20 protein-coding genes are annotated in these 20,884 nt (G+C 40.9%); 16 read left to right on the plus strand and 4 right to left on the minus strand.

The window, feature by feature from the left end:
* Positions 1-94 precede the first annotated feature (94 nt).
* Both CS060_RS04930 and CS060_RS04935 read left to right on the plus strand, forming a co-directional pair.
* Positions 95-772: a metal-dependent hydrolase gene (locus CS060_RS04930; protein WP_035050625.1), complete on the plus strand. Its 678-nt coding sequence runs from the start codon at positions 95-97 to the stop codon at positions 770-772.
* Between the two features lie 73 nt (positions 773-845).
* Positions 846-2,156 (plus strand): CBS domain-containing protein, encoded by a 1,311-nt coding sequence (locus CS060_RS04935; protein WP_035050626.1) that lies wholly within the window; start codon positions 846-848, stop codon positions 2,154-2,156.
* 15 nt (positions 2,157-2,171) lie between these two features.
* Here the strand turns inward: CS060_RS04935 and CS060_RS04940 are convergent, their stop codons facing one another.
* Entirely contained in the window at positions 2,172-2,471 is a 300-nt protein-coding gene (locus CS060_RS04940) for a YtpI family protein (RefSeq protein ID WP_035050628.1), read from the minus strand.
* A 99-nt stretch (positions 2,472-2,570) separates the two neighbouring features.
* On the opposite strand from CS060_RS04940, the gene CS060_RS04945 reads away from it, so the two are divergent.
* Entirely contained in the window at positions 2,571-3,518 is a 948-nt protein-coding gene (locus CS060_RS04945; protein WP_035050629.1) for a DHH family phosphoesterase, read from the plus strand.
* An 8-nt stretch (positions 3,519-3,526) separates the two neighbouring features.
* On the opposite strand, the gene ytrI is transcribed toward CS060_RS04945, so the two are convergent.
* Positions 3,527-4,027, minus strand: coding sequence for a sporulation membrane protein YtrI (ytrI, locus tag CS060_RS04950; protein ID WP_099668742.1), 501 nt, complete (start codon positions 4,025-4,027; stop codon positions 3,527-3,529).
* On the minus strand, positions 4,024-4,362 hold the full coding sequence (gene ytrH, locus CS060_RS04955; protein WP_021093776.1) for a sporulation membrane protein YtrH: 339 nt from the start codon (positions 4,360-4,362) through the stop codon (positions 4,024-4,026). The genes ytrI and ytrH overlap by 4 nt, the downstream gene beginning before the upstream one ends.
* Positions 4,363-4,475: 113 nt before the next feature.
* On the opposite strand from ytrH, the gene dnaE reads away from it, so the two are divergent.
* The 8 genes from dnaE (at position 4,476) to CS060_RS04995 (ending at position 14,926) form a co-directional block, all read left to right on the plus strand.
* On the plus strand, positions 4,476-7,697 hold the full coding sequence (dnaE, locus tag CS060_RS04960) for a DNA polymerase III subunit alpha (RefSeq protein ID WP_099668743.1): 3,222 nt from the start codon (positions 4,476-4,478) through the stop codon (positions 7,695-7,697).
* 87 nt (positions 7,698-7,784) lie between these two features.
* Complete coding sequence (ystJ, locus tag CS060_RS04965; protein WP_035046998.1) at positions 7,785-9,038, plus strand: NADP-dependent malic enzyme; 1,254 nt, start codon at positions 7,785-7,787, stop codon at positions 9,036-9,038.
* Positions 9,025-9,627 carry a FadR/GntR family transcriptional regulator gene (locus CS060_RS04970; RefSeq protein ID WP_035047000.1) on the plus strand — a complete coding sequence of 201 codons (603 nt, stop codon included), beginning with the start codon at positions 9,025-9,027 and terminating at the stop codon, positions 9,625-9,627. The genes ystJ and CS060_RS04970 overlap by 14 nt, the downstream gene beginning before the upstream one ends.
* A 69-nt stretch (positions 9,628-9,696) precedes the next feature.
* Entirely contained in the window at positions 9,697-10,569 is an 873-nt protein-coding gene (accD, locus tag CS060_RS04975) for an acetyl-CoA carboxylase, carboxyltransferase subunit beta (RefSeq protein ID WP_035047002.1), read from the plus strand.
* Complete coding sequence (gene accA / locus CS060_RS04980; protein ID WP_035047005.1) at positions 10,554-11,531, plus strand: acetyl-CoA carboxylase carboxyl transferase subunit alpha; 978 nt, start codon at positions 10,554-10,556, stop codon at positions 11,529-11,531. The genes accD and accA overlap by 16 nt, the downstream gene beginning before the upstream one ends.
* Positions 11,532-11,718: 187 nt before the next feature.
* Entirely contained in the window at positions 11,719-12,678 is a 960-nt protein-coding gene (gene pfkA, locus CS060_RS04985) for a 6-phosphofructokinase (protein ID WP_035047008.1), read from the plus strand.
* A gap of 48 nt (positions 12,679-12,726) precedes the next feature.
* Positions 12,727-14,487, plus strand: coding sequence for a pyruvate kinase (gene pyk, locus CS060_RS04990; protein ID WP_035047010.1), 1,761 nt, complete (start codon positions 12,727-12,729; stop codon positions 14,485-14,487).
* A 46-nt stretch (positions 14,488-14,533) separates the two neighbouring features.
* The gene (locus CS060_RS04995; protein WP_304413191.1) at positions 14,534-14,926 is read left to right on the plus strand and encodes an FxsA family protein; all 393 of its coding nucleotides are present in this window, start codon (positions 14,534-14,536) and stop codon (positions 14,924-14,926) included.
* A gap of 21 nt (positions 14,927-14,947) precedes the next feature.
* On the opposite strand, the gene ytvI is transcribed toward CS060_RS04995, so the two are convergent.
* A complete protein-coding gene (ytvI, locus tag CS060_RS05000; protein ID WP_099668744.1) occupies positions 14,948-16,066 on the minus strand; it encodes a sporulation integral membrane protein YtvI in 1,119 nt (372 codons plus the stop codon).
* An 87-nt stretch (positions 16,067-16,153) separates the two neighbouring features.
* Between ytvI and CS060_RS05005 the strand changes: the two genes are divergently transcribed.
* The 5 genes from CS060_RS05005 (at position 16,154) to CS060_RS05025 (ending at position 20,820) form a co-directional block, all read left to right on the plus strand.
* Positions 16,154-16,609 (plus strand): DUF441 domain-containing protein, encoded by a 456-nt coding sequence (locus CS060_RS05005; RefSeq protein ID WP_099668745.1) that lies wholly within the window; start codon positions 16,154-16,156, stop codon positions 16,607-16,609.
* A gap of 260 nt (positions 16,610-16,869) precedes the next feature.
* Positions 16,870-17,988: a citrate synthase gene (gene citZ / locus CS060_RS05010; protein ID WP_035047014.1), complete on the plus strand. Its 1,119-nt coding sequence runs from the start codon at positions 16,870-16,872 to the stop codon at positions 17,986-17,988.
* A 70-nt stretch (positions 17,989-18,058) separates the two neighbouring features.
* Positions 18,059-19,333 carry an NADP-dependent isocitrate dehydrogenase gene (icd, locus tag CS060_RS05015; RefSeq protein ID WP_035047016.1) on the plus strand — a complete coding sequence of 425 codons (1,275 nt, stop codon included), beginning with the start codon at positions 18,059-18,061 and terminating at the stop codon, positions 19,331-19,333.
* 23 nt (positions 19,334-19,356) lie between these two features.
* On the plus strand, positions 19,357-20,295 hold the full coding sequence (gene mdh / locus CS060_RS05020; RefSeq protein ID WP_035047018.1) for a malate dehydrogenase: 939 nt from the start codon (positions 19,357-19,359) through the stop codon (positions 20,293-20,295).
* A gap of 54 nt (positions 20,296-20,349) precedes the next feature.
* On the plus strand, positions 20,350-20,820 hold the full coding sequence (locus tag CS060_RS05025) for a MaoC/PaaZ C-terminal domain-containing protein (protein WP_035047020.1): 471 nt from the start codon (positions 20,350-20,352) through the stop codon (positions 20,818-20,820).
* Positions 20,821-20,884 lie beyond the last annotated feature (64 nt).

Genomic DNA, 20,884 nt, shown 5'->3' on the forward strand with positions numbered 1-20,884 from the left:
TTCTTTTTCAGCTTATCATGAACGAAAAAAGAAGGAAATAGTGCAAAAATGAAGAAACAAAATCATAGGAAAAACGAAGAAAGGAGAATGAAAAATGAAACTGACTTACCACGGACATTCTATTGTGAAAATTGAAACGAATGGAAAAACGATTTTCATTGATCCTTTTATTACAGGAAATCCGCTAACAGATTTAAAAGCAGAGGACGTTCATGCCGATGTTATTTTATTAACACATGGTCATAATGATCATGTCGGTGATACAGTCTCATTAGCGAAAAAGAACGATGCCCTCGTCATTGCTCCTTATGAATTAGCTACGTATTTGGGCTGGAAAGGTGTTCGGACTCATCCGATGCACATCGGTGGATCATTTACGTTTGAGTTCGGTAAAGTAAAATTGACGCAAGCGTTTCACGGCTCTAGCTATGTAGAAGAAGATGAAACGATTGTTTATACAGGAATGCCAAGCGGTATTTTATTTCATGCCGAAGGAAAAACGATTTATCATGCCGGAGATACAGCGCTATTTTCTGATATGAAGCTCATCGGGGAAATGAATCATATTGATGTTGCCTTTTTACCAATTGGAGATAACTTTACAATGGGACCAGAGGATGCAGCGATTGCAGCGAAATGGTTAAAAGCGAAAATGGTTGTTCCTATTCATTACAATACATTCCCTATCATTCAACAAGATCCGCGACGGTTCGTGGCGATGATCGAGGGTGTTGGTCGCGTCTTGCATGTTGGCGAAAGCATGGAACTGTGAAAACGTTCATTGAATGCAGTCATGCACACCCTTATAATAAGAGTAAGAAACTGTCGAAAAAGGGTGGGGCAACTTGACAATTACGAAGCACGAACAAATTTTGCAATATATTGAGAGCTTACCGGTCGGAGAAAAAATATCGGTTCGACAAATTGCGAAAGAAATGGGAGTAAGCGAAGGAACGGCTTATCGTGCCATTAAAGACGCTGAAACAAAAGGGTACGTGAGCACAATTGAGCGTGTCGGCACGATTCGCATTGAACAAAAGAAGAAAGACAATATTGAAAAGTTAACGTATGCTGAAGTTGTCAATATTGTTGATGGGCAAGTGCTCGGTGGAAAAGAAGGGTTACATAAAACATTAAATAAATTTGTGATCGGCGCGATGAAGCTTGAAGCGATGATGCGTTATACAGGTGCAGGGAATTTGTTGATCGTCGGGAACCGAACAAAAGCGCACGAATTAGCGCTTGAAGCCGGAGCGGGCGTGCTTATTACAGGCGGTTTTGACACAGAAGAACATGTAAAAAAATTAGCGGATGAGCGGCAACTACCGATCATTTCGACAAGTTACGATACGTTTACGGTTGCGACCATGATTAATCGTGCCATTTATGACCAGCTAATTAAAAAAGAAATCGTGCTCGTTGAGGATATTTTAACACCATTCGAAAAAACAGCATATTTGTATGTGACAGACCGAATCGAGCGGTGGTATGAACTTAATCATGAAACGAAGCATAGCCGCTTTCCAGTCATTGATCAACAATTAAAAGTACAGGGAATCGTGACTGCAAAAGATGTGATGGGATATGATCGTGACGTGCTCATTGAAAAAGTAATGACGAAACATCCGATTACGGTAAGTGGGAAAACGTCAGTCGCTTCCGCTTCACATATGATGGTGTGGGAAGGCATAGAAGTGTTGCCTGTAGTCGATGAATATCACCGACTTCAAGGGATTATTAGTCGTCAAGACGTATTAAAAGCGTTACAAATGGTCCAACGTCAGCCACAAGTTGGCGAGACCATTGATGACATTGTAACAACTCAGTTTTTAACTGAAACAGTTGATGGTGTTTTTCGCTGTAACATTACTCCGCAAATGACAAATCATTTAGGAACATTATCATACGGTGTATTTACGACGATTGTAACCGAGGCCGCCACGCGTGCGCTTCGGTTACATAAACGAGGCGATTTAGTTGTGGAGAACGTTACTATTTACTTTATTAAACCTGTACAAATTGATAGCGTAATTGATATTAAACCGAAATTGTTAGAAATTGGACGTAAGTTTGGAAAAGTTGACGTTGAAGTGTTTAATGAGGGGACGCTTGTCGGAAAAGCGCTGATGATGTGTCAATTAATTGAACGACAATAGGCTGCGCACGGCAGCCTATTTCGTTTCTTCCGCTTCTTTTACAGCAAGCGGAAAATAATAGCGATGGGCGCGGTAACCTGCCCATATGCTTCCTGCACCGACAAGAAGAAACACAATGCCAACGATGAAAGATACCGTTGAACGATGAATGAAAAATTGATTGATCGCAAAGAAAAATACAAATGAGCCGAGCGCAATGCTTGATTTTGCGCTAATCCATTTTCGTTCCATCGGTTTTCTACTGCGGAAATATTTTATTTTGTAATACAAATAAAACGAAAGTGAAAAAATGATAAGTATAACAAATATCGGCATATTCAGTCCTCCAAAAGAAAAAATTGTTGCGTGATTATTTTACATCTTTTCGAATCATAATAAAATATGTTTTAATGGAGAAAAAAAGGGAGAAGCGCCATGGAACAAAAAGTTTTGGAAATTATTAATCATATTCGGCAATTTGATACGATTATTATTCATCGGCACGTTCGACCAGATCCCGATGCGTACGGTTCGCAAGGGGGATTAGCAGAACTTATTCAAGCGTCATTTCCAGAAAAAAGAGTATATACGGTTGGAAAAGATGAGCCGTCGCTTGAATTTTTACGTAAAATGGATGTTATTCCGGATGAAATGTATAACGATGCGCTTGTGATCGTTTGCGATACAGCAAATGAAGAACGTGTATGCGATCAACGTTATAAGCTAGGGAAAAAAATTATTAAAATCGACCATCATCCGAATGAAGATCCATACGGTGACATCTTATGGGTAGATACAAATGCAAGCTCCGTTAGCGAAATGATTTATGAGTTATACTTAATTGGAAAAGAACATGGTCTCATTCTAACGAAGGAAGCCGCTCGGCTCATTTACGCGGGCATTGTTGGAGATACCGGCCGTTTCCTTTTCCCAAGTACAAATCCGAAAACATTTAAATACGCAAGCGAACTAGTTGAATACGGGTTTTCGTTTGTCGATTTATATGATCAACTATATCGAACGAAATTATCGATTGCACATTTAAGCGGATATGTGTTGCAAAATTTCGAGCTATCTGAACATGGAGTCGCTCATATTATATTAACAAAAGAGTTGTTAAAACAATATGATGCAACGCCATCGGAAGCTTCGCAACTCGTGAGTGTGCTTGGAAATATTGAAGGAATAAAAGCATGGGTGTTTTTTGTAGAAGAAGATGATCAAATTCGTGTCCGTCTTCGTTCAAGAGGGCCAATCGTTAATGAAGTGGCGAAAAAATATCATGGCGGTGGCCATCCATTGGCAGCAGGCGCGTCTATTTATTCGTGGGAGGAAATTGAACACGTATTGGCAGATTTAAACGAAGTGTGCAAGCAACAGTAGGCTTCTTTCTACTGTTGCTTTAATTTTAGTTCGATAGATATATTGGTGAAAAATAAAATTGTTTCGATATCGAGATGGTACGTCCGATTGTCGATGATGTACGTTTTATTTTCAATCGCTTTTTTTAATAACTCTTTACTTTTATATACTGTTTCGATATCTTTGGCAGTTATATGTTGGATATCTCTTTTTATATCCTCTTCAATGCGGAAGGTTGTGTACGTATCGATGCCGTACGATTGAGCATTGATCACTTTTACATCAATGGATTGAATTGTCAGTCGTTTTTTATTTTCTTTGTTTAGCTGGATGTAATCTTGTTGCCAAATGTTTAAATCATGTTTTAATTGAGCAATGATTTCTTGTTGAGTTTTGAGTTGACGCACTTGTTTTTCTTGTAAAATCCCAAAAATTTGTGTAAAAACGATCCAGCTGATAAGTGCTCCAATTGCCACTCCAGCGAAAAAACGTTGCCATCCGGGATCGCGTGTGTACGGCGGAACTCTCATGCGCCATGCTCCTGTGTAAACCAGCGAATAAATGTCATACCTGTTTGTGCCCCACCGGTTGCCGATAAAATGAGTAAAAATTGTTTAATGACATCGCGTGTTTCTCCTTGGAAAAATCCACGTTCAACGCTGTAAAACGTATCAAACGTCCCCCCAATCGCTGCAATTAACGCCCAAATTTTTAAACTGCTTGCAAACCGATACATCATTGTCAGTGGAGGTTCACCAGACAAAAAAGCCCCGAATCCCCCGATGAGTGCTCCTCCAACTAACACGCCTAAAGCAATGAAATAGCTTTGAATAAAAGCAGGTAAAAACGCTGTTTTCATCTCCATCCTTCTCACTCCTTCTGTATACTATGTATATGGGACAAACAAGTAAGGTATGTTTTGCTTTTCAGCTTTTACAGAGCATATAATAGAAAAAAATAGAAAAGGTGGGGGACACATTGTCGTTTATCCATCTACAAGTGAGAAGTGGCTATAGTTTATTAAGTAGCACAATTAAAATAGAAGAGCTCGTCACCCGTGCACGCGAGCTTCGATTTCCGGCGATCGCATTAACGGATGAAAATGTGTTGTATGGTGTTATTCCGTTTTATGAGATGTGTCAAGTACATGGAATTAAGCCGATTATTGGTATGATAGCAACCGTCATTGATGAATATGGTCATACTGATCAGCTTGTGTTGCTAGCAAAAAATAACGACGGGTATCGTCAACTTGTCCATGTTGCTACAATTATTCAAATGAATAATGGAAAAGGCATTTCTTTATGTGATTTATCTCGTTATACGAGCGAATTAATTGGTATGACAAGTGGGATACATGGTCGTGTGGAACAGTATTTATTGAGCGGGGAAATCGTTCAAGCAGAAGAACTCGTTCAAACGTATGCTCAGTTGTTTCAACGCGGTGATTTTTATATAAACGTGCAACAACATGGCTTATTAGAACAGGCACAATTGTTGCCATTACTTTTTGCGCATAGTAAGCGGTGGAACGTTCCGCTCGTAGCAACAAACGATGTACGTTACGTATATAAAGAAGATGTGCTTGCGTGCGAATGTTTGCTTGCGATGAAACAAGGAAAAAAAATGACTGACTCGAACCGTCCACGCTTTTTAACGAATGAATACGATCTCAAAAGCGCTGACGAAATGATCTCATTATTCTCAATGTATCGCGAAGCTGTTGAGGAGACTGTGCGCATTTCCCAGCGATGTAATGTGACGTTTGATTATAAAAAGTGGTTTATGCCACGCTACCCTGTTCCTTTAGGGAAAACGGCTGATGAATATTTGCAAATGTGGTGTTGGGAGCAATTAACGAAACGTTTTCCTGACCGGCCAGAAGCATATGTTGCTCGGTTACAATATGAGTTGCAAATCATTCAGCAGATGAACTTTAGCGATTACTTTTTAATTGTTGCCGATTTTGTTCGTTTTGCACGTGAGCGAGGCATATTAACCGGACCGGGACGTGGATCAGCCGCAGGTTCGCTCGTTGCTTACATACTCGGTATTACGCAAGTAGACCCGTTGCAGTATGGGTTATTGTTTGAGCGTTTTTTAAATCCAGCTCGTCTATCTCTCCCGGATATTGATATCGATTTCCCTGATAATCGTCGTGAAGAAGTGATTCGTTATATTGAACAAAAATACGGAATCGATCACGTTGCACAAATTATCACGTTCGGGACTTTCGGGATGCGTTCTGCTATTCGTGAAGTTGGTCGTGTTTTTGATGTCGATGAACACGAAATCCAACAAACACTAGCAACCGGAAGCTTTGATCGCACGCGACCATGGCATTACGTTGCACAACGAATTGAAGGTTTACCGAAGCATACGTCCGTTCATGCTGCTGGCATTGTAATTAGCCCACGTCCATTAACGGACATCGTTCCTCTTCAAAGTGGGCAAACGACAACATATGTGACGCAATATGCGATGGATGCGCTTGAACGACTAGGACTACTAAAATTTGATTTGCTTGCGCTTAAAAATTTAACGATGATCGAGCAAATGATTCAAAGTATTGCACAGCGTACGGGTCACCGCTTGAGTTTCGAAAACATGCCAATTGATGATCAAAAAACGTATGTACTCTTAAGTCAAGGGGATACATTTGGTGTGTTTCAGCTTGAATCAGAAGGAATGAAACGGGTATTGCGCGAATTACAACCGACAACGTTTGAAGATATTGTTGCAGTGAACGCTTTATTTCGTCCGGGACCGATGGAGCAAATTCCAACATATATTTCCCGTAAATATGGTCGTGAACCGATCCGTTACATGCATGATGATTTGCAATCGATTTTGCAGCCGACATATGGCGTCATCGTGTATCAAGAACAAATTATGAAAATTGCTGAACAAATGGCCAAGTTTTCGTTAGCTGAGGCAGATTTATTACGTCGAGCAATAAGTAAAAAAGACGTTAGACAAATGGAACAAGAGAAAAAGCATTTTGTTGAGGGATGCATACAAAATGGATACGATATCCATCTCGCAAACGACTTGTATGAACTGATCGTTCGTTTTGCTGGATATGGGTTTAACCGTAGTCACGCAGTAGCATATAGCTACATCGCATATATGCTTGCGTATATTAAAGCTCATTATCCGCTCGATTTTTATGCAACATTATTAACAAACGTAAGTGGACAAAAAGAAAAAATGATGCAATGTGTATATGAACTTCGGAATAAAAAAATACGGCTACTTCCCCCTTCCATTGCGAGAAGTGAAGGGCACTTTACCGTCGATGACAACGGCATTCGCTTTGGGTTGTTAGCCATTAAGCAAGTGAGCTCCGACTTTGTCAAACAAATCATCCAGGAGCGTCAAAAACGCCCCTTTTCCGATTTTTTTGATTTTGTTTCACGACTACGTATTGAGCCTTCACAAAAAAAGATTATTGAAGCACTTATTTTTTCTGGCAGCTTTGATGAATTTCAAATCGGGCGTGCCACCCTTTATGCGAGTATTGACGTCGCGATTGAGCATGCAGAGTTGATGAATCTCCCTCTTAATGTAAGACCAAAATACGTTCATGCTGAACCGCTATCACTCATCGATCAACTGAAATATGAGAAGCAATGGCTCAACGTATACGTGTCCCCTCATCCTGTTGAATCATTTTCACATTTTTGCTCGATGTGGGGAGCAAAACGTATGTACGAATGGGAAATAGAAAAAGCGAATGTTGGCAAAGTGATCGCATACGTTGAGGAGGTGACGAAAAAGCGGACAAAAAAAGGGGAAGAAATGGCGTTTGTGACGATTTGTGATGATAGCGATGAATGGTATGCGATCGCATTTCCGACGATTTATAGTCGATTTCATTCTTTATTACAACAAGGAAGCGTGTTGTACATGGAAGGGAAAATAGAGCAGCGACCAAATGGCTGGTATCTCATTGTACAACAAGTGAGGAAGCCGGTATGTGTTTACGTGAAAATTGATGAACAGCACGCGTCACCATCTGTATTAAAACAGTTAAAAGATGTATTAACCGCTCATCGCGGATATGCACCTGTTATTTTGTATTATGAAAAAGAACGAAAAAAAGTGCAGCTCTCCCATGAGTACGCAGTATCCCCAAACGATGAGAGCATTCGGCAATTGACAGCATTGCTTGGCGATGGGAATGTCGTTGTGAGATAAAAATGCTTTACTATTTCTCATTTTTATTATATTTTTATAGAAGTTAAGTGGTCAGACCAGTGGCTGCTTGTTAGGGAGGAATATGTCGTGTCGTTGTTTAAAGAAGCGCTCCATATGCATGAGCGTTATCAAGGAAAACTAGAAATAAAATCGAAAGTGCCGTTAAAAAATGCTTATGATTTAAGTTTAGCTTATTCTCCCGGTGTAGCAGAACCGTGCAAAGTTATTCATCATGAACCGAACAAAATATACGATTATACGTTAAAAGCGAATACAGTGGCTGTTGTATCGAATGGAAGCGCAGTATTAGGACTTGGAAATATTGGAGCAGAAGCAGCGTTGCCAGTTATGGAAGGGAAGGCAGTCCTTTTTAAAAGTTTTGCTGGAGTTGATGCGTTTCCGATTTGTTTAAATACATCAGACGCGGAACAAATCATTCAAACAGTGAAGCTACTTGAGCCGACATTTGGTGGCATTAACTTAGAAGATATTGCGGCTCCGCATTGTTTTATCATTGAAGAGCGCTTAAAGCAAGAACTAAACATTCCTGTTTTTCATGACGATCAACATGGAACAGCGATTGTAACCGTTGCTGGTTTAGTAAATGCATTAAAGTTAGTGAATAAAAAAATAGAAGACATTCGAGTTGTCATTAACGGGGCAGGGGCGGCAGGAATAGCGATTATTAAATTGCTTCGCTGTTATGGCGTTAAACATATGATCATGTGCGATTCCAAAGGGGCAATTTATGAAGGACGTCCGTACGGAATGAATGACATGAAGCAAGACATTGCTCAGTGGACAAACCATGAGAGAAAGTCTGGATCGTTACGGGAAGTGATCGTTGGTGCCGATGTATTTATTGGTGTGTCGGTTGCAGGGGCATTGACAGCTAGCATGATCGAAACGATGAATCGAGATGCAATTATTTTTGCGATGGCAAACCCGACGCCAGAAATTATGCCGGAAGAAGCATTGCAAGCAGGTGCCGCCGTTGTTGGCACAGGACGTTCTGATTATCCGAATCAAGTCAATAATGTTTTGGCATTTCCAGGTATTTTTAGAGGGGCGCTTGATGTGCGCGCAAAACAAATTAATGAACAAATGAAAATAGCGGCCGTTGAAGCGATAGCACAGTTAATTGCAGAAGATGAGTTGCGTGCCGATTATGTGATTCCAGCTCCTTTCGATCCGCGTGTCGCTCCAGCAGTTGCTGCCGCAGTGGCAAAAGCGGCAATTGAAACAGGGGTTGCGCAAGTGATTGTTGATCCAAAAGAAGTAGAAAAGCGAACACGACAATTAGCTTTGATTGCAGGTGAGGACATCGATGACTACTTCTAAAGTATACATTGAAACGTTTTGGCAAATTCATCGCATGATTGAAGAAGCAGGTCTTCAACCTGGCGATCGATTGCCATCTGAACGAGAGTTAGCCGACCGATTACGAGTCGGTCGTTCTTCCGTTCGTGAAGCGTTGCGAGCATTAGAGTTGCTTGGGTTAATTGAAACGCGGCGCGGGGAAGGAACGTTTATGAAACCGTTTGGCGACCATCAGCTCATTCAACTACTTGGCTCGTTTATTTTGCAAGGAAATCGGGAAAAACGAGATTTAATAGAAACAAAAATATTCATAGAGCGCATATGCTTACAACTTGCTTGCGAGCGACTGACAGATGAAAAGCTTGAGCTTATATCACAAACGGAGCATACGTACAATTCATTTTTCCGACGGATTGTAGAAGCCACCGATAACTATTTATTGTTGCGCATTTGGCTTGTATTAAACGACTTTTTTGAACACGTATACACGTTGACTCTCCCTTCCGAGTTTTATGAACAAATGTGGATGGCGCTACAAAAACGGTTGTGTGAAGAAGCAACAGCGATTTATGAACAATACGTGATGCAAAAAATGTCGAAAGAGAACTGACACAATATGACAAACAAAGTTGTCTCCATTCGGTAAAGTAGAAATGGACTAAGTAGGGGAGGGAAACATGTGCTGAAAGATTTGTTCTATAAAAAGAAAAAATATGCCACCATTCCATCTGAACAAGCGAAGCAAGATGTACCAGAAGGCATTATGACGAAATGTCCGAAATGTAAAAAAATCATGTATACAAAAGAACTAGTGAAAAACCTACGCGTTTGTATATCATGCGGTTATCATCATCCGATGTCTGCTCCCGAACGCATTACGTGTTTGTTAGACGAAGGAACGTTCCAAGAATACGATCGTCACCTTCTTTCTAAAAATCCGCTCGATTTTCCTCAATATATTGAAAAAGTTGAGGAAGATCGCGAAAAAACAAAACTAAATGAAGCGGTCGTCACCGGTGAAGGAACGATGAACGGTTTTCCTGTCGTCATTGCCGTAATGGATTCCCGTTTTCGTATGGGAAGTATGGGATCAGTCGTCGGAGAAAAAATTGCACGTGCCATCGAACGAGCAATGGAAAAATCAGTACCTTTTATTATTTTTACTGCTTCAGGCGGAGCGCGCATGCAAGAAGGTGTATTAAGCTTAATGCAGATGGCGAAAACGAGCGCGGCATTAAAGCTGTTTAGCGAACAAGGTGGGCTTATCATTTCAGTGATGACTCATCCGACGACAGGTGGTGTATCAGCAAGTTTCGCCTCGCTTGGAGATTACAATTTTGCTGAGCCTGGGGCGCTCATCGGTTTTGCAGGACGACGTGTCATTGAACAAACCGTTCGTGAAGAGTTGCCAGAAGATTTTCAAACAGCGGAATTTTTATTGAAACATGGACAACTAGATGCTGTGATTCCGCGTCATGAACTGAAGGATACATTAACGAATGTATTAGACATTCACCAATCGCGAGGTGGAGACGAATGGCATATGAATTAGAATTTGAAAAACCACTTGTAGAATTACGAAAAAAAATTAGTGAATTAAAAGAATTTACAAAGCATCGTGATGTTGATTTTTCTGATGAAATTAATAAATTAGAAGCCCGACTTGAAAAACTTGAAAACGATATTTATGCCAATTTAAGTCCATGGGATCGCGTGCAAATTGCCCGTCATCCAAATCGCCCGACAACGCTTGATTATATTGAACGCTTGTTTACAAACTTTTTTGAATGTCACGGTGATCGTTGTTTTGGTGATGATGAAGCGATTGTTGGAGGAATTGCAAAATATCACGGATTACCTGTGACTGTCATTGGCCATCAGCGTGGGAAAGATACGAAAGAAAATATTCGCCGTAATTTTGGTATGCCACATCCAGAAGGATATCGAAAAGCGCTTCGTTTAATGAAACAAGCTGAAAAATTTGGGCGTCCGATTATTTGTTTTATTGATACGAAAGGGGCGTATCCAGGAAAAGCTGCTGAAGAACGAGGACAAAGTGAAGCGATCGCACGAAATTTGTTTGAAATGGCGGGATTGACTGTCCCTATCGTATGCATTGTGATCGGTGAAGGTGGAAGCGGCGGTGCGCTTGCACTTGGTGTTGGAAACTACGTTCATATGCTCGAAAATTCAACGTATTCCGTCATTTCGCCAGAAGGGGCAGCGGCTATCTTATGGAAAGATGCATCGCTTGCCAAAAAAGCTGCCGAAACGATGAAAATTACAGCGAAAGATTTAAAGCAGCTTGGCGTCATCGATGAAGTGATTCCAGAAGTGCGCGGTGGTGCGCATCGAAATGTAGATGAACAAGCGAAATATATTGATGATGTGCTTAAGCGTTCCTTGCATGAATTGCTTCCATTACATGCTGAACAGTTGATTGCCCAACGATACGAAAAATATAAGAAGATTGGCGACTTCATTGAATCGGAACAACATGTTTCGGTTATGTAAAAAGGTCATCCATTTCAATGGCCTTTTTTTTACATGAAATAGACGACTTTGGGTAAACTTTTTATAGTGAAAAAAAATCAACGTTTTGTGAAACATTTCATTATGTATTGTGTTCCATATACCTTCATGTTATCTTAAAGTAAGAGGTCATACTTCTTATTTTATTTTTTTAAAGAGGTGAAGAGCGATGAAAAGAATTGGTGTTCTAACGAGCGGTGGCGATTCACCAGGAATGAATGCTGCCATTCGTGCAGTCGTCCGAAAGGCGATTTATCACGGATTAGAAGTGTACGGCATTTACCATGGATATGCAGGATTAATTGCCGGTCAAATTAAAAAGCTTGAAATCGGGGATGTTGGCGATATTATTCATCGCGGCGGAACGATGTTATATACTGCCCGTTGCCCAGAATTCAAAACGCTAGAAGGGCAGTTAAAAGGAATTGAGCAGTTGAAAAAACATGGTATTGAAGGGCTTGTTGTCATCGGTGGTGATGGCTCATATCAAGGTGCGAAAAAGTTAACAGAACACGGTTATCCGTGTGTCGGTGTGCCAGGAACAATTGATAACGACATTCCAGGAACAGATTTTACGATTGGTTTTGATACAGCGTTAAATACGGTCATTGATGCCATTGACAAAATCCGCGATACAGCGACATCTCATGAACGTACATATGTGATTGAAGTTATGGGACGTCATGCTGGTGATATCGCGCTTTGGGCAGGTCTTGCAGGCGGTGCAGAAAGTATTTTAATCCCAGAAGCTGATTATGATATGGACGAAATAGTTACGCGTCTCAAACGCGGACATGAACGTGGCAAGAAGCATAGCATCATTGTTGTTGCAGAAGGTGTCGGTAGCGGTGTGGAATTCGGCAAGCGCATCGAAGAAGCAACAGGATTCGAAACGCGTGTGACAGTATTAGGTCACGTTCAACGTGGTGGCTCACCAACTGCTTTCGACCGTGTCCTTGCAAGCCGTTTAGGTGCACGCGCAGTAGAGTTGTTACTTGAAGGAAAAGGTGGACGTTGTGTTGGTATTCAAAATAACCAACTGGTTGATCATGATATTATTGAAGCGTTAGCTCAAAAACATACAGTTGATCAAAAAATGTATCAACTATCGAAAGAGCTTTCGATTTAATGGATATTTATGGTATCGTTTCCATACGTAAAGTGTAGGAGGGTATTTATGCGCAAAACGAAAATTGTTTGTACGATCGGTCCAGCGAGTGAAAGTGTAGAAAGACTTGTGCAACTTATTGATGCAGGAATGAACGTCGCTCGTCTCAACTTCTCGCACGGAAGTCATGAAGAACATGCTGCACGCATTCGCAACATTCGTGAAGCATCAAAAATAACTGGGAAAACTGTTGCCATTTTATTGGATACGAAAGGTCCGGAAATCCGCACACACAACATGGAAAATGGCGCAATTGAGTTAAAAGCAGGTGCTGAAGTCACGATTTCGATGAAAGAAGTGCTCGGCACACCAGAAAAATTTTCGATTACTTATGAAGGACTCATTGATGACGTACATGTCGGTTCAACTATTTTATTAGATGACGGGTTAATCGGTTTAGAAGTATTAGCTGTTGATAAAGAAGCAAAAGAGATCAAAACAAAAGTGTTGAACGGCGGCGTATTAAAAAATAAAAAAGGTGTAAACGTGCCAGGGGTAAAAGTAAAATTGCCGGGCATTACGGCAAAAGATGCCGAGGACATTCGCTTTGGCATTGAACAGGGCATCGATTTCATTGCTGCATCGTTTGTTCGACGCGCTTCCGATGTTCTTGAAATTCGTGAGTTACTCGAAGAACATAACGCATTACACATTCAAATTATCCCAAAAATTGAAAATCAAGAAGGCGTAGACAATATTGATGAGATTTTAGAAGTGGCAGACGGTCTAATGGTTGCTCGCGGGGATTTAGGTGTCGAAATTCCAGCGGAAGAAGTACCACTTGTCCAAAAAGAGTTAATTAAAAAATGTAACGCGCTCGGAAAACCAGTCATTACAGCGACACAAATGCTTGATTCGATGCAACGCAATCCGCGTCCGACTCGTGCGGAGGCAAGCGACGTCGCAAATGCCATTTTTGATGGAACGGATGCGATTATGTTGTCAGGTGAAACAGCAGCTGGCGCTTACCCAGTTGAGGCGGTACAAACGATGCACCGCATTGCTTTGCGCACAGAGCAAGCGTTACAATATCGCGATTTATTATCTAAACGGAGCAAGCAAAGCGGAACAACAATTACAGATGCGATTGGACAATCGGTTGCTCATACCGCATTGAACTTAGATGTTGCGGCAATTGTGACGCCGACAGTAAGCGGTCATACAGCGCGTATGATTTCGAAATATCGCCCAAAAGCGCCAATTATCGCCGTTACATCAAATGAAGCTGTTTCTCGTAAATTAGCACTCGTTTGGGGTGTTCATCCACGCGTTGCCCAACATGCGACGTCAACAGATGAGATGCTTGATATTGCTGTTGAGGCAGCCCTCGATACAGGCATCGTGAAACATGGCGATCTTGTTGTCATTACAGCAGGCGTTCCGGTTGGAGAAACAGGTTCGACCAACTTAATGAAAGTGCATATGATCGGTGATATGATTGCGAAAGGCCAAGGTATTGGTCGTAAATCAGCATTCGGAAAAGTTGTAGTAGCTAAAACAGCAGAGGAAGCACTTGAAAAAATGGTTGAAGGTGGTATTTTAGTTGCTCCAGCAACAGATGCGGATATGATGAAAGCATTAGAAAAAGCTGTGGCTATCATTACGGAAGAAGGCGGTTTAACAAGCCATGCAGCTGTTGTTGGTTTAAGCTTAGGGATTCCAGTAATCGTTGGTGTAAACAACGCGACATCTATTTTAAAAGATGGACAAGATATTACGGTAGATGCAAGCTTCGGTGCTATTTATCGTGGTCATGCGAGCGTGCTATAATAAAGAAGGGGGACATCCCCTTCTTTATTATTTTGGAGGGATGTGTGTGCGAAACATCTTTTTTCTTCTTTTTATCGTTATTCCAGCGCTAGAAATTGTCGTTCTTGTTTTGTCGGGAAAGGCGATTGGCATATGGCCAACGTTTGTATTAATTGTTTTGACAGGCATCATCGGTGCATTTTTAGCAAAAAAACAAGGTTTGCATACGTTGCAACGGGCAAAATATGAGTTCATGAACGGGCGCATACCAAGCGATGCGCTATTAGATGGTGTTTGTATTTTAGTTGGTGGGACGTTATTATTAACGCCGGGATTTATTACGGATACAATAGGTTTTATTTTACTTCTTCCATTTGCGCGCGAAAAAATAAAACCGTGGCTTTTGCGCTTGTTTAAGTGGCTGTTTTATACGAAAACTTGGATATACATTCGAAAATAAAAAAGCATAAGCTCACACCGCTTATGCTTCTTTTTTTCCGAGAATAAAGTTCCAAATATCTTGAAAAACACCAGCATGATGTAGTGTTCTCCCAATGACGAGTAATACCGGTCCAACGATTAATCCGAGAAAACCGATCAATTTAAACCCAACGAATAAAGCGATCAATGTAGCTAACGGATCGAGTCCGATATTAGAGGAAAGGAGCTTTGGTTCCATTACTTGTCGTTGTACGAGAACGACGAGATATAGCACACCAAGGCCGATAGCAAAATGGGTATCGCCGCTCATCGCCGCGTAAACAATCCATGGAACAAATACTAATCCTGTTCCTAAATACGGTAAAATATCGACGATGCCGATAATAAGAGCGATCGTAATCGCATATTCTACTCGCAACACAAGCAAGCCGACTAATACGATCAGTGTTGTAATAGAAATGAGTGTCGCTTGCGCTTTAAGAAAACCAAATAGCGCCTTTTTTAATTCGACTAACACTTTTGTCGTGCTCGTTTGTACTTTGTTCGGTAACAATTTTTGAAACAATGCTTTTAGACGATACCAGTCTTTGCTTATAAAAAATGTGGCAAGCAACGAGAAAATAAAAATTGTTGCAAAATTAGGTAACCATCCAATGATAGAAGGGATATTTTGTAATAAGTTTTGGATAAATTGCCCAACTGTTGTAGCAATTTTTGTCCCAACAGATTGAATGTTTGACATAATCGTATCTTGTTGTGATGTGTCTAAATTTTTAAAGAGTGTAGCTAGTTGGTTATAGAGCGGAATGATTTGGCTCGCCACAAACTGCTCCACATAAATAACGAGTTTTTGAAAATGATTTGGCACAACTGTTGCTAAGTATTGTGTTCCGGTCACGATTTCTGCAACAAGAAGTGTGACAAGCCCAGCAACGAATGCAAGTAAAAGAATTAAAACAACGATGACCGCCAAGGCCCTTGGCATTTTCGCTTTCTTCTCTAATACATCAACTACAGGGTTAATAAAGAAAGCAATCGCTAACGCAATTAAAAACGGATATGTTAACGTTGATACATAATATAAGCTCGCTAACCCAACGACGATAATAAAGATGACAAATAAAAAGCGAAGGGAGCGATATACATATTGAGTTGGCAAATCTTCACCTCCCGTCTTTTGTCATTTATGACTATTATAATATACAATGCAAAAGAAGAAAAAGTTTCAAAGAAGGGGGCATATTTCATGCAGCCATTTATTTTTTTGTTTATTCTTCTTGTTATTGGTATGGTGGCGAAAAATCAATCCCTTATTGTCGCCGTACTTTTTTTACTTGTTGTAAAAAGTATCGGATTAGGTTATAAAATATTACCTTATTTAGAACAAAAAGGGATTAATCTTGGTGTGACAATCATTACGATTGCTGTATTAGTTCCGATTGCAACTGGAAAAATAGGGTTTAAAGAACTGACGGAATCTGTTCGCTCGATTTATGCATGGATTGCCATGTTGTCAGGGATTGCTGTCGCTTTGTTGGCAAAAGGGGGCGTTGTATTGCTTGCGAAAGATCCACATATGACGACTGCGCTTATTCTTGGGACAATTTTAGCTGTATCTTTATTCAAAGGGGTTGCTGTCGGCCCGCTAATAGGTGCTGGCATTGCGTATGTAATCATGAAAATGGTCGATGTATTTTCATAACTGATTACTTTTTTATAATAATATTTTTGAATTATGATTTCTTTTAGTTCACAAAAGTCTGATAATTGTTTATAATGGTATTGGAGCATGTACGAAACTATCGTATATATTCCCCTGCTCGCTTCGTTAAGCGGATGGGTGAATATATAACAAAATGTAAGCATTTTCTTTGCATTTTTATTCAGCTGTTTTGAGCAATCGCTCGACGACGCGTTTCAACATGGGAAAAGGGGAATAAAAGAGAAAAGGAGAGATGTAAGATGACAGTAACTCGCGGTCTCGAAGGGGTTGTCGCAACCACTTCCACAATTAGTTCGATCATCGATGATACGCTCACGTACGTTGGGTATAATATCGATGATTTAGCAGAACATGCTACGTTTGAAGAGGTTGTTTATTTGCTTTGGCACCGCAAATTGCCAAACAAAGAAGAGCTAGAAACGTTAACGAAACAGTTGGCAGAAAATGCCGATATCCCACAACAAATCATTGATCATTTTAAAATGTATCCGCTTGATCAAGTTCATCCGATGGCAGCGCTTCGCACAGCGATTTCGTTCCTTGGATTGTACGATGAAGAAGCGGAAGCGATGAATCCGGAAGCGAACTATCGCAAAGCGATTCGTTTACAGGCGAAAGTATCAACAATTGTTGCTGCGTTTTCCCGCATTCGCAAAGGATTAGAGCCTGTACCACCGCGCAAAGATTTAAGTTTTGCGGCAAACTTTTTATATATGTTAACAGGTAAAGAGCCGGATCCAATCGCTGAAGAAGCGTTTAATAAAGCGCTTGTGCTTCATGCGGACCATGAATTGAACGCTTCAACTTTTACGGCGCGCGTCTGTGTTGCTACTTTATCAGATGTATACTCTGGCATTACTGCAGCGATTGGAGCATTAAAAGGACCTCTTCATGGCGGAGCAAACGAAGCGGTCATGAAAATGTTGACGGAAATCGGTACGCTTGAAAATGTAGAAACGTACATTCATAACAAATTAAACAACAAAGAAAAAATTATGGGCTTCGGTCATCGCGTTTATCGTCACGGAGACCCACGCGCAAAACATTTAAAGAAAATGTCTGAAAAATTGACGAAGTTAACAGGTGAACCACATTGGTATGACATGTCGGTGAAAATTGAGGAGATTGTTACATCGACAAAAGGGTTACCACCAAATGTTGATTTCTACTCAGCTTCTGTTTACCATAGTTTAGGAATTGATCATGACCTATTTACACCAATTTTTGCGATTAGCCGCATGTCTGGATGGCTTGCGCACATTTTAGAACAGTACGAAAACAACCGTCTCATCCGTCCGCGTGCCGAATATACGGGACCTACGAGACAAGTATACGTGCCGCTTGAAGAGCGAGCGTAATGATAGCTGCAAAAGGTGAGAAACTCGCCTTTCTCACCTTTTTATACTACATCATTTGGAGGTCGTTATTGTGATGCAAGGTGAAAAAATTACGGTTACAAATGGAGTATTAAACGTTCCAAATTACCCAATTATCCCATTTATTGAAGGGGACGGGACAGGTCCAGATATTTGGGCAGCTGCATCTCGGGTGCTAGAAGCGGCTGTGGAAAAAGCTTATAAAGGTGAGCGTAAAATTGTTTGGAAAGAAGTGCTTGCTGGTGAAAAAGCTTTTAAATTGACGGGCGAATGGTTGCCGCAAGAAACGCTTGATACGATTCGTGAATACATAATTGCCATTAAGGGACCGTTGACAACGCCAGTAGGTGGCGGGATCCGTTCATTAAACGTTGCGCTTCGTCAAGAGCTCGATTTATTTGTATGCTTACGCCCTGTTCGTTATTTCAAAGGAGTTCCTTCTCCTGTTAAGCGTCCGGAAGATACAGACATGGTTATTTTCCGTGAAAATACGGAAGATATTTATGCGGGAATCGAATATGCGAAAGGAACACCAGAAGTAAAAAAGGTCATCGATTTCTTACAAAATGAAATGGGCGTACGCAAAATCCGCTTCCCTGAAACATCTGGAATTGGTATTAAGCCGATTTCAGAAGAAGGTACGAAACGATTAGTACGCGCAGCAATTAAATACGCTATTGAGCATGGCCGGAAATCGGTTACGCTCGTTCATAAAGGAAACATTATGAAATATACGGAAGGTGCGTTTAAAAACTGGGGTTATGAATTAGCTGAGCAAGAATTCGGAGATCAAGTATTTACTTGGGCTGAATATGACCGCATCGTCGAAATGCATGGCAAAGAAGTTGCAAACCGAGCGCAAGCAGAAGCAGAAGCAGCAGGAAAAATCATTATTAAAGATGCGATTGCAGATATTTTCTTGCAACAAATTTTAACTCGTCCACGTGAGTTCGATGTCGTTGCAACAATGAACTTAAATGGCGACTACATTTCAGATGCGCTTGCAGCACAAGTAGGTGGTATCGGCATTGCTCCAGGTGCAAATATTAACTATGAAACAGGCCATGCGATCTTTGAAGCAACGCACGGAACTGCTCCAAAATATGCAGGATTAGATAAAGTGAATCCATCATCGGTCATTTTATCTGGCGTCATGATGTTTGAACATCTCGGTTGGAACGAGGCAGCAAAACTCATTATTGACTCCATGGAAAAAACAATTGCATCTAAAGTGGTCACATACGACTTTGCACGTTTAATGGAAGGCGCAACAGAAGTGAAATGTTCTGAATTTGCAGATGCCCTCATTGGCAATATGGGAGAATAAAATAAAAAAGGGGATGGAAGAACGTGGGTATGAAACGTAAAAAAATCTCAATTATCGGTGCTGGATTTACGGGAGCAACGACAGCTTTCATTTTGGCGCAAAAGGAGCTTGGGGACATTGTTCTTGTCGACATTCCACAGTTGGAAAACCCAACAAAAGGAAAGGCGCTCGACATGCTTGAGTCAAGCCCGGTTCTTGGATTTGACGCCAACATCATCGGTACGTCCGACTATGCAGATACAGCTGATTCGGATATCGTTGTGATCACCGCTGGTATTGCGCGCAAACCAGGCATGAGTCGCGACGATTTAGTTACGACAAACCAAAGCATCATGAAGGCGGTCACGAAAGAAGTCGTCAAATATTCGCCGAACTGCTTTATTATCGTATTAACGAATCCTGTTGATGCGATGACATACACGGTGTTTAAAGAATCAGGCTTCCCGAAAAACCGCGTCATCGGTCAATCTGGGGTGTTAGATACCGCACGTTTCCGTACATTTGTTGCACAAGAATTAAACTTATCTGTAAAAGATATTACGGGATTTGTTTTAGGTGGTCACGGAGATGATATGGTACCACTTGTGCGCTATTCGTATGCAGGTGGCATTCCGCTTGAAACGTTAATACCAAAAGAGCGTTTAGACGCCATTGTTGAACGCACGCGGAAAGGTGGCGGTGAAATCGTCAACTTGCTAGGCAACGGTAGTGCTTATTATGCGCCTGCTGCATCCCTTGCTGAAATGGTTGAAGCGATCGTGAAAGACCAGCGCCGAGTTCTTCCAGCCATCGCTTATTTAGAAGGCGAATACGGATATGAAGGTATTTATTTAGGTGTGCCAACCATTTTAGGTGGTAACGGAATCGAAAAAGTCATCGAATTAGAGCTAACAGAAGAAGAGAAAGCAGCGTTAGCCAAATCCGTTGAGTCGGTGAAAAACGTGATGAAAGTGTTACAATAAATAAAAATTCGGGGATTCTCCCCGAATTTTTATATATGGTCAAACAAAGGGGAGATGGACATGCTAAGCAAAAAACGCAAAATTGGACGTTTAATTTCGGACATTTCCGTTGGTGAGAAGCTTGTATTAACGGAAGCGATCGAAGATAAAGACTTATTGTTATATTTAGGGCTCACAAACGATGCGAATCCGCTCTATATTCAACATGACTACGCATCGCAAACACCGTGGAAACGTCCGATCGTACCAGCCATTATGTTAACAGGTATGATTACATCGGCTGTTTCAAAATATTTGCCGGGACCAGGAAGTCACATTATTTCCCAAACGATTGAATTTAAACGACCGGTATATCATTATGAGCATGTTGAATTTTTATTTGAAGTGACTGATGTGGATGAAGAAAATAATGAGATTCATATGTCGATTCAAGCTGTGCGAGATGGAGAAGAAATACTAGCTGGAGCGTTGCGTGTCGTTCCGCCATATCCGTTTGTTGAAGAAAAAGCATTAGATAACTTTTAAAAAGGGGCTTTTGCCTCTTTTTTGTTTTTTTCTTTTCAAATAACTCGTTATAATAAAAATGTAA

It is taken from the genome of Anoxybacillus flavithermus, assembly GCF_002742685.1.
GTDB lineage: Bacteria > Bacillota > Bacilli > Bacillales > Anoxybacillaceae > Anoxybacillus > Anoxybacillus flavithermus_E.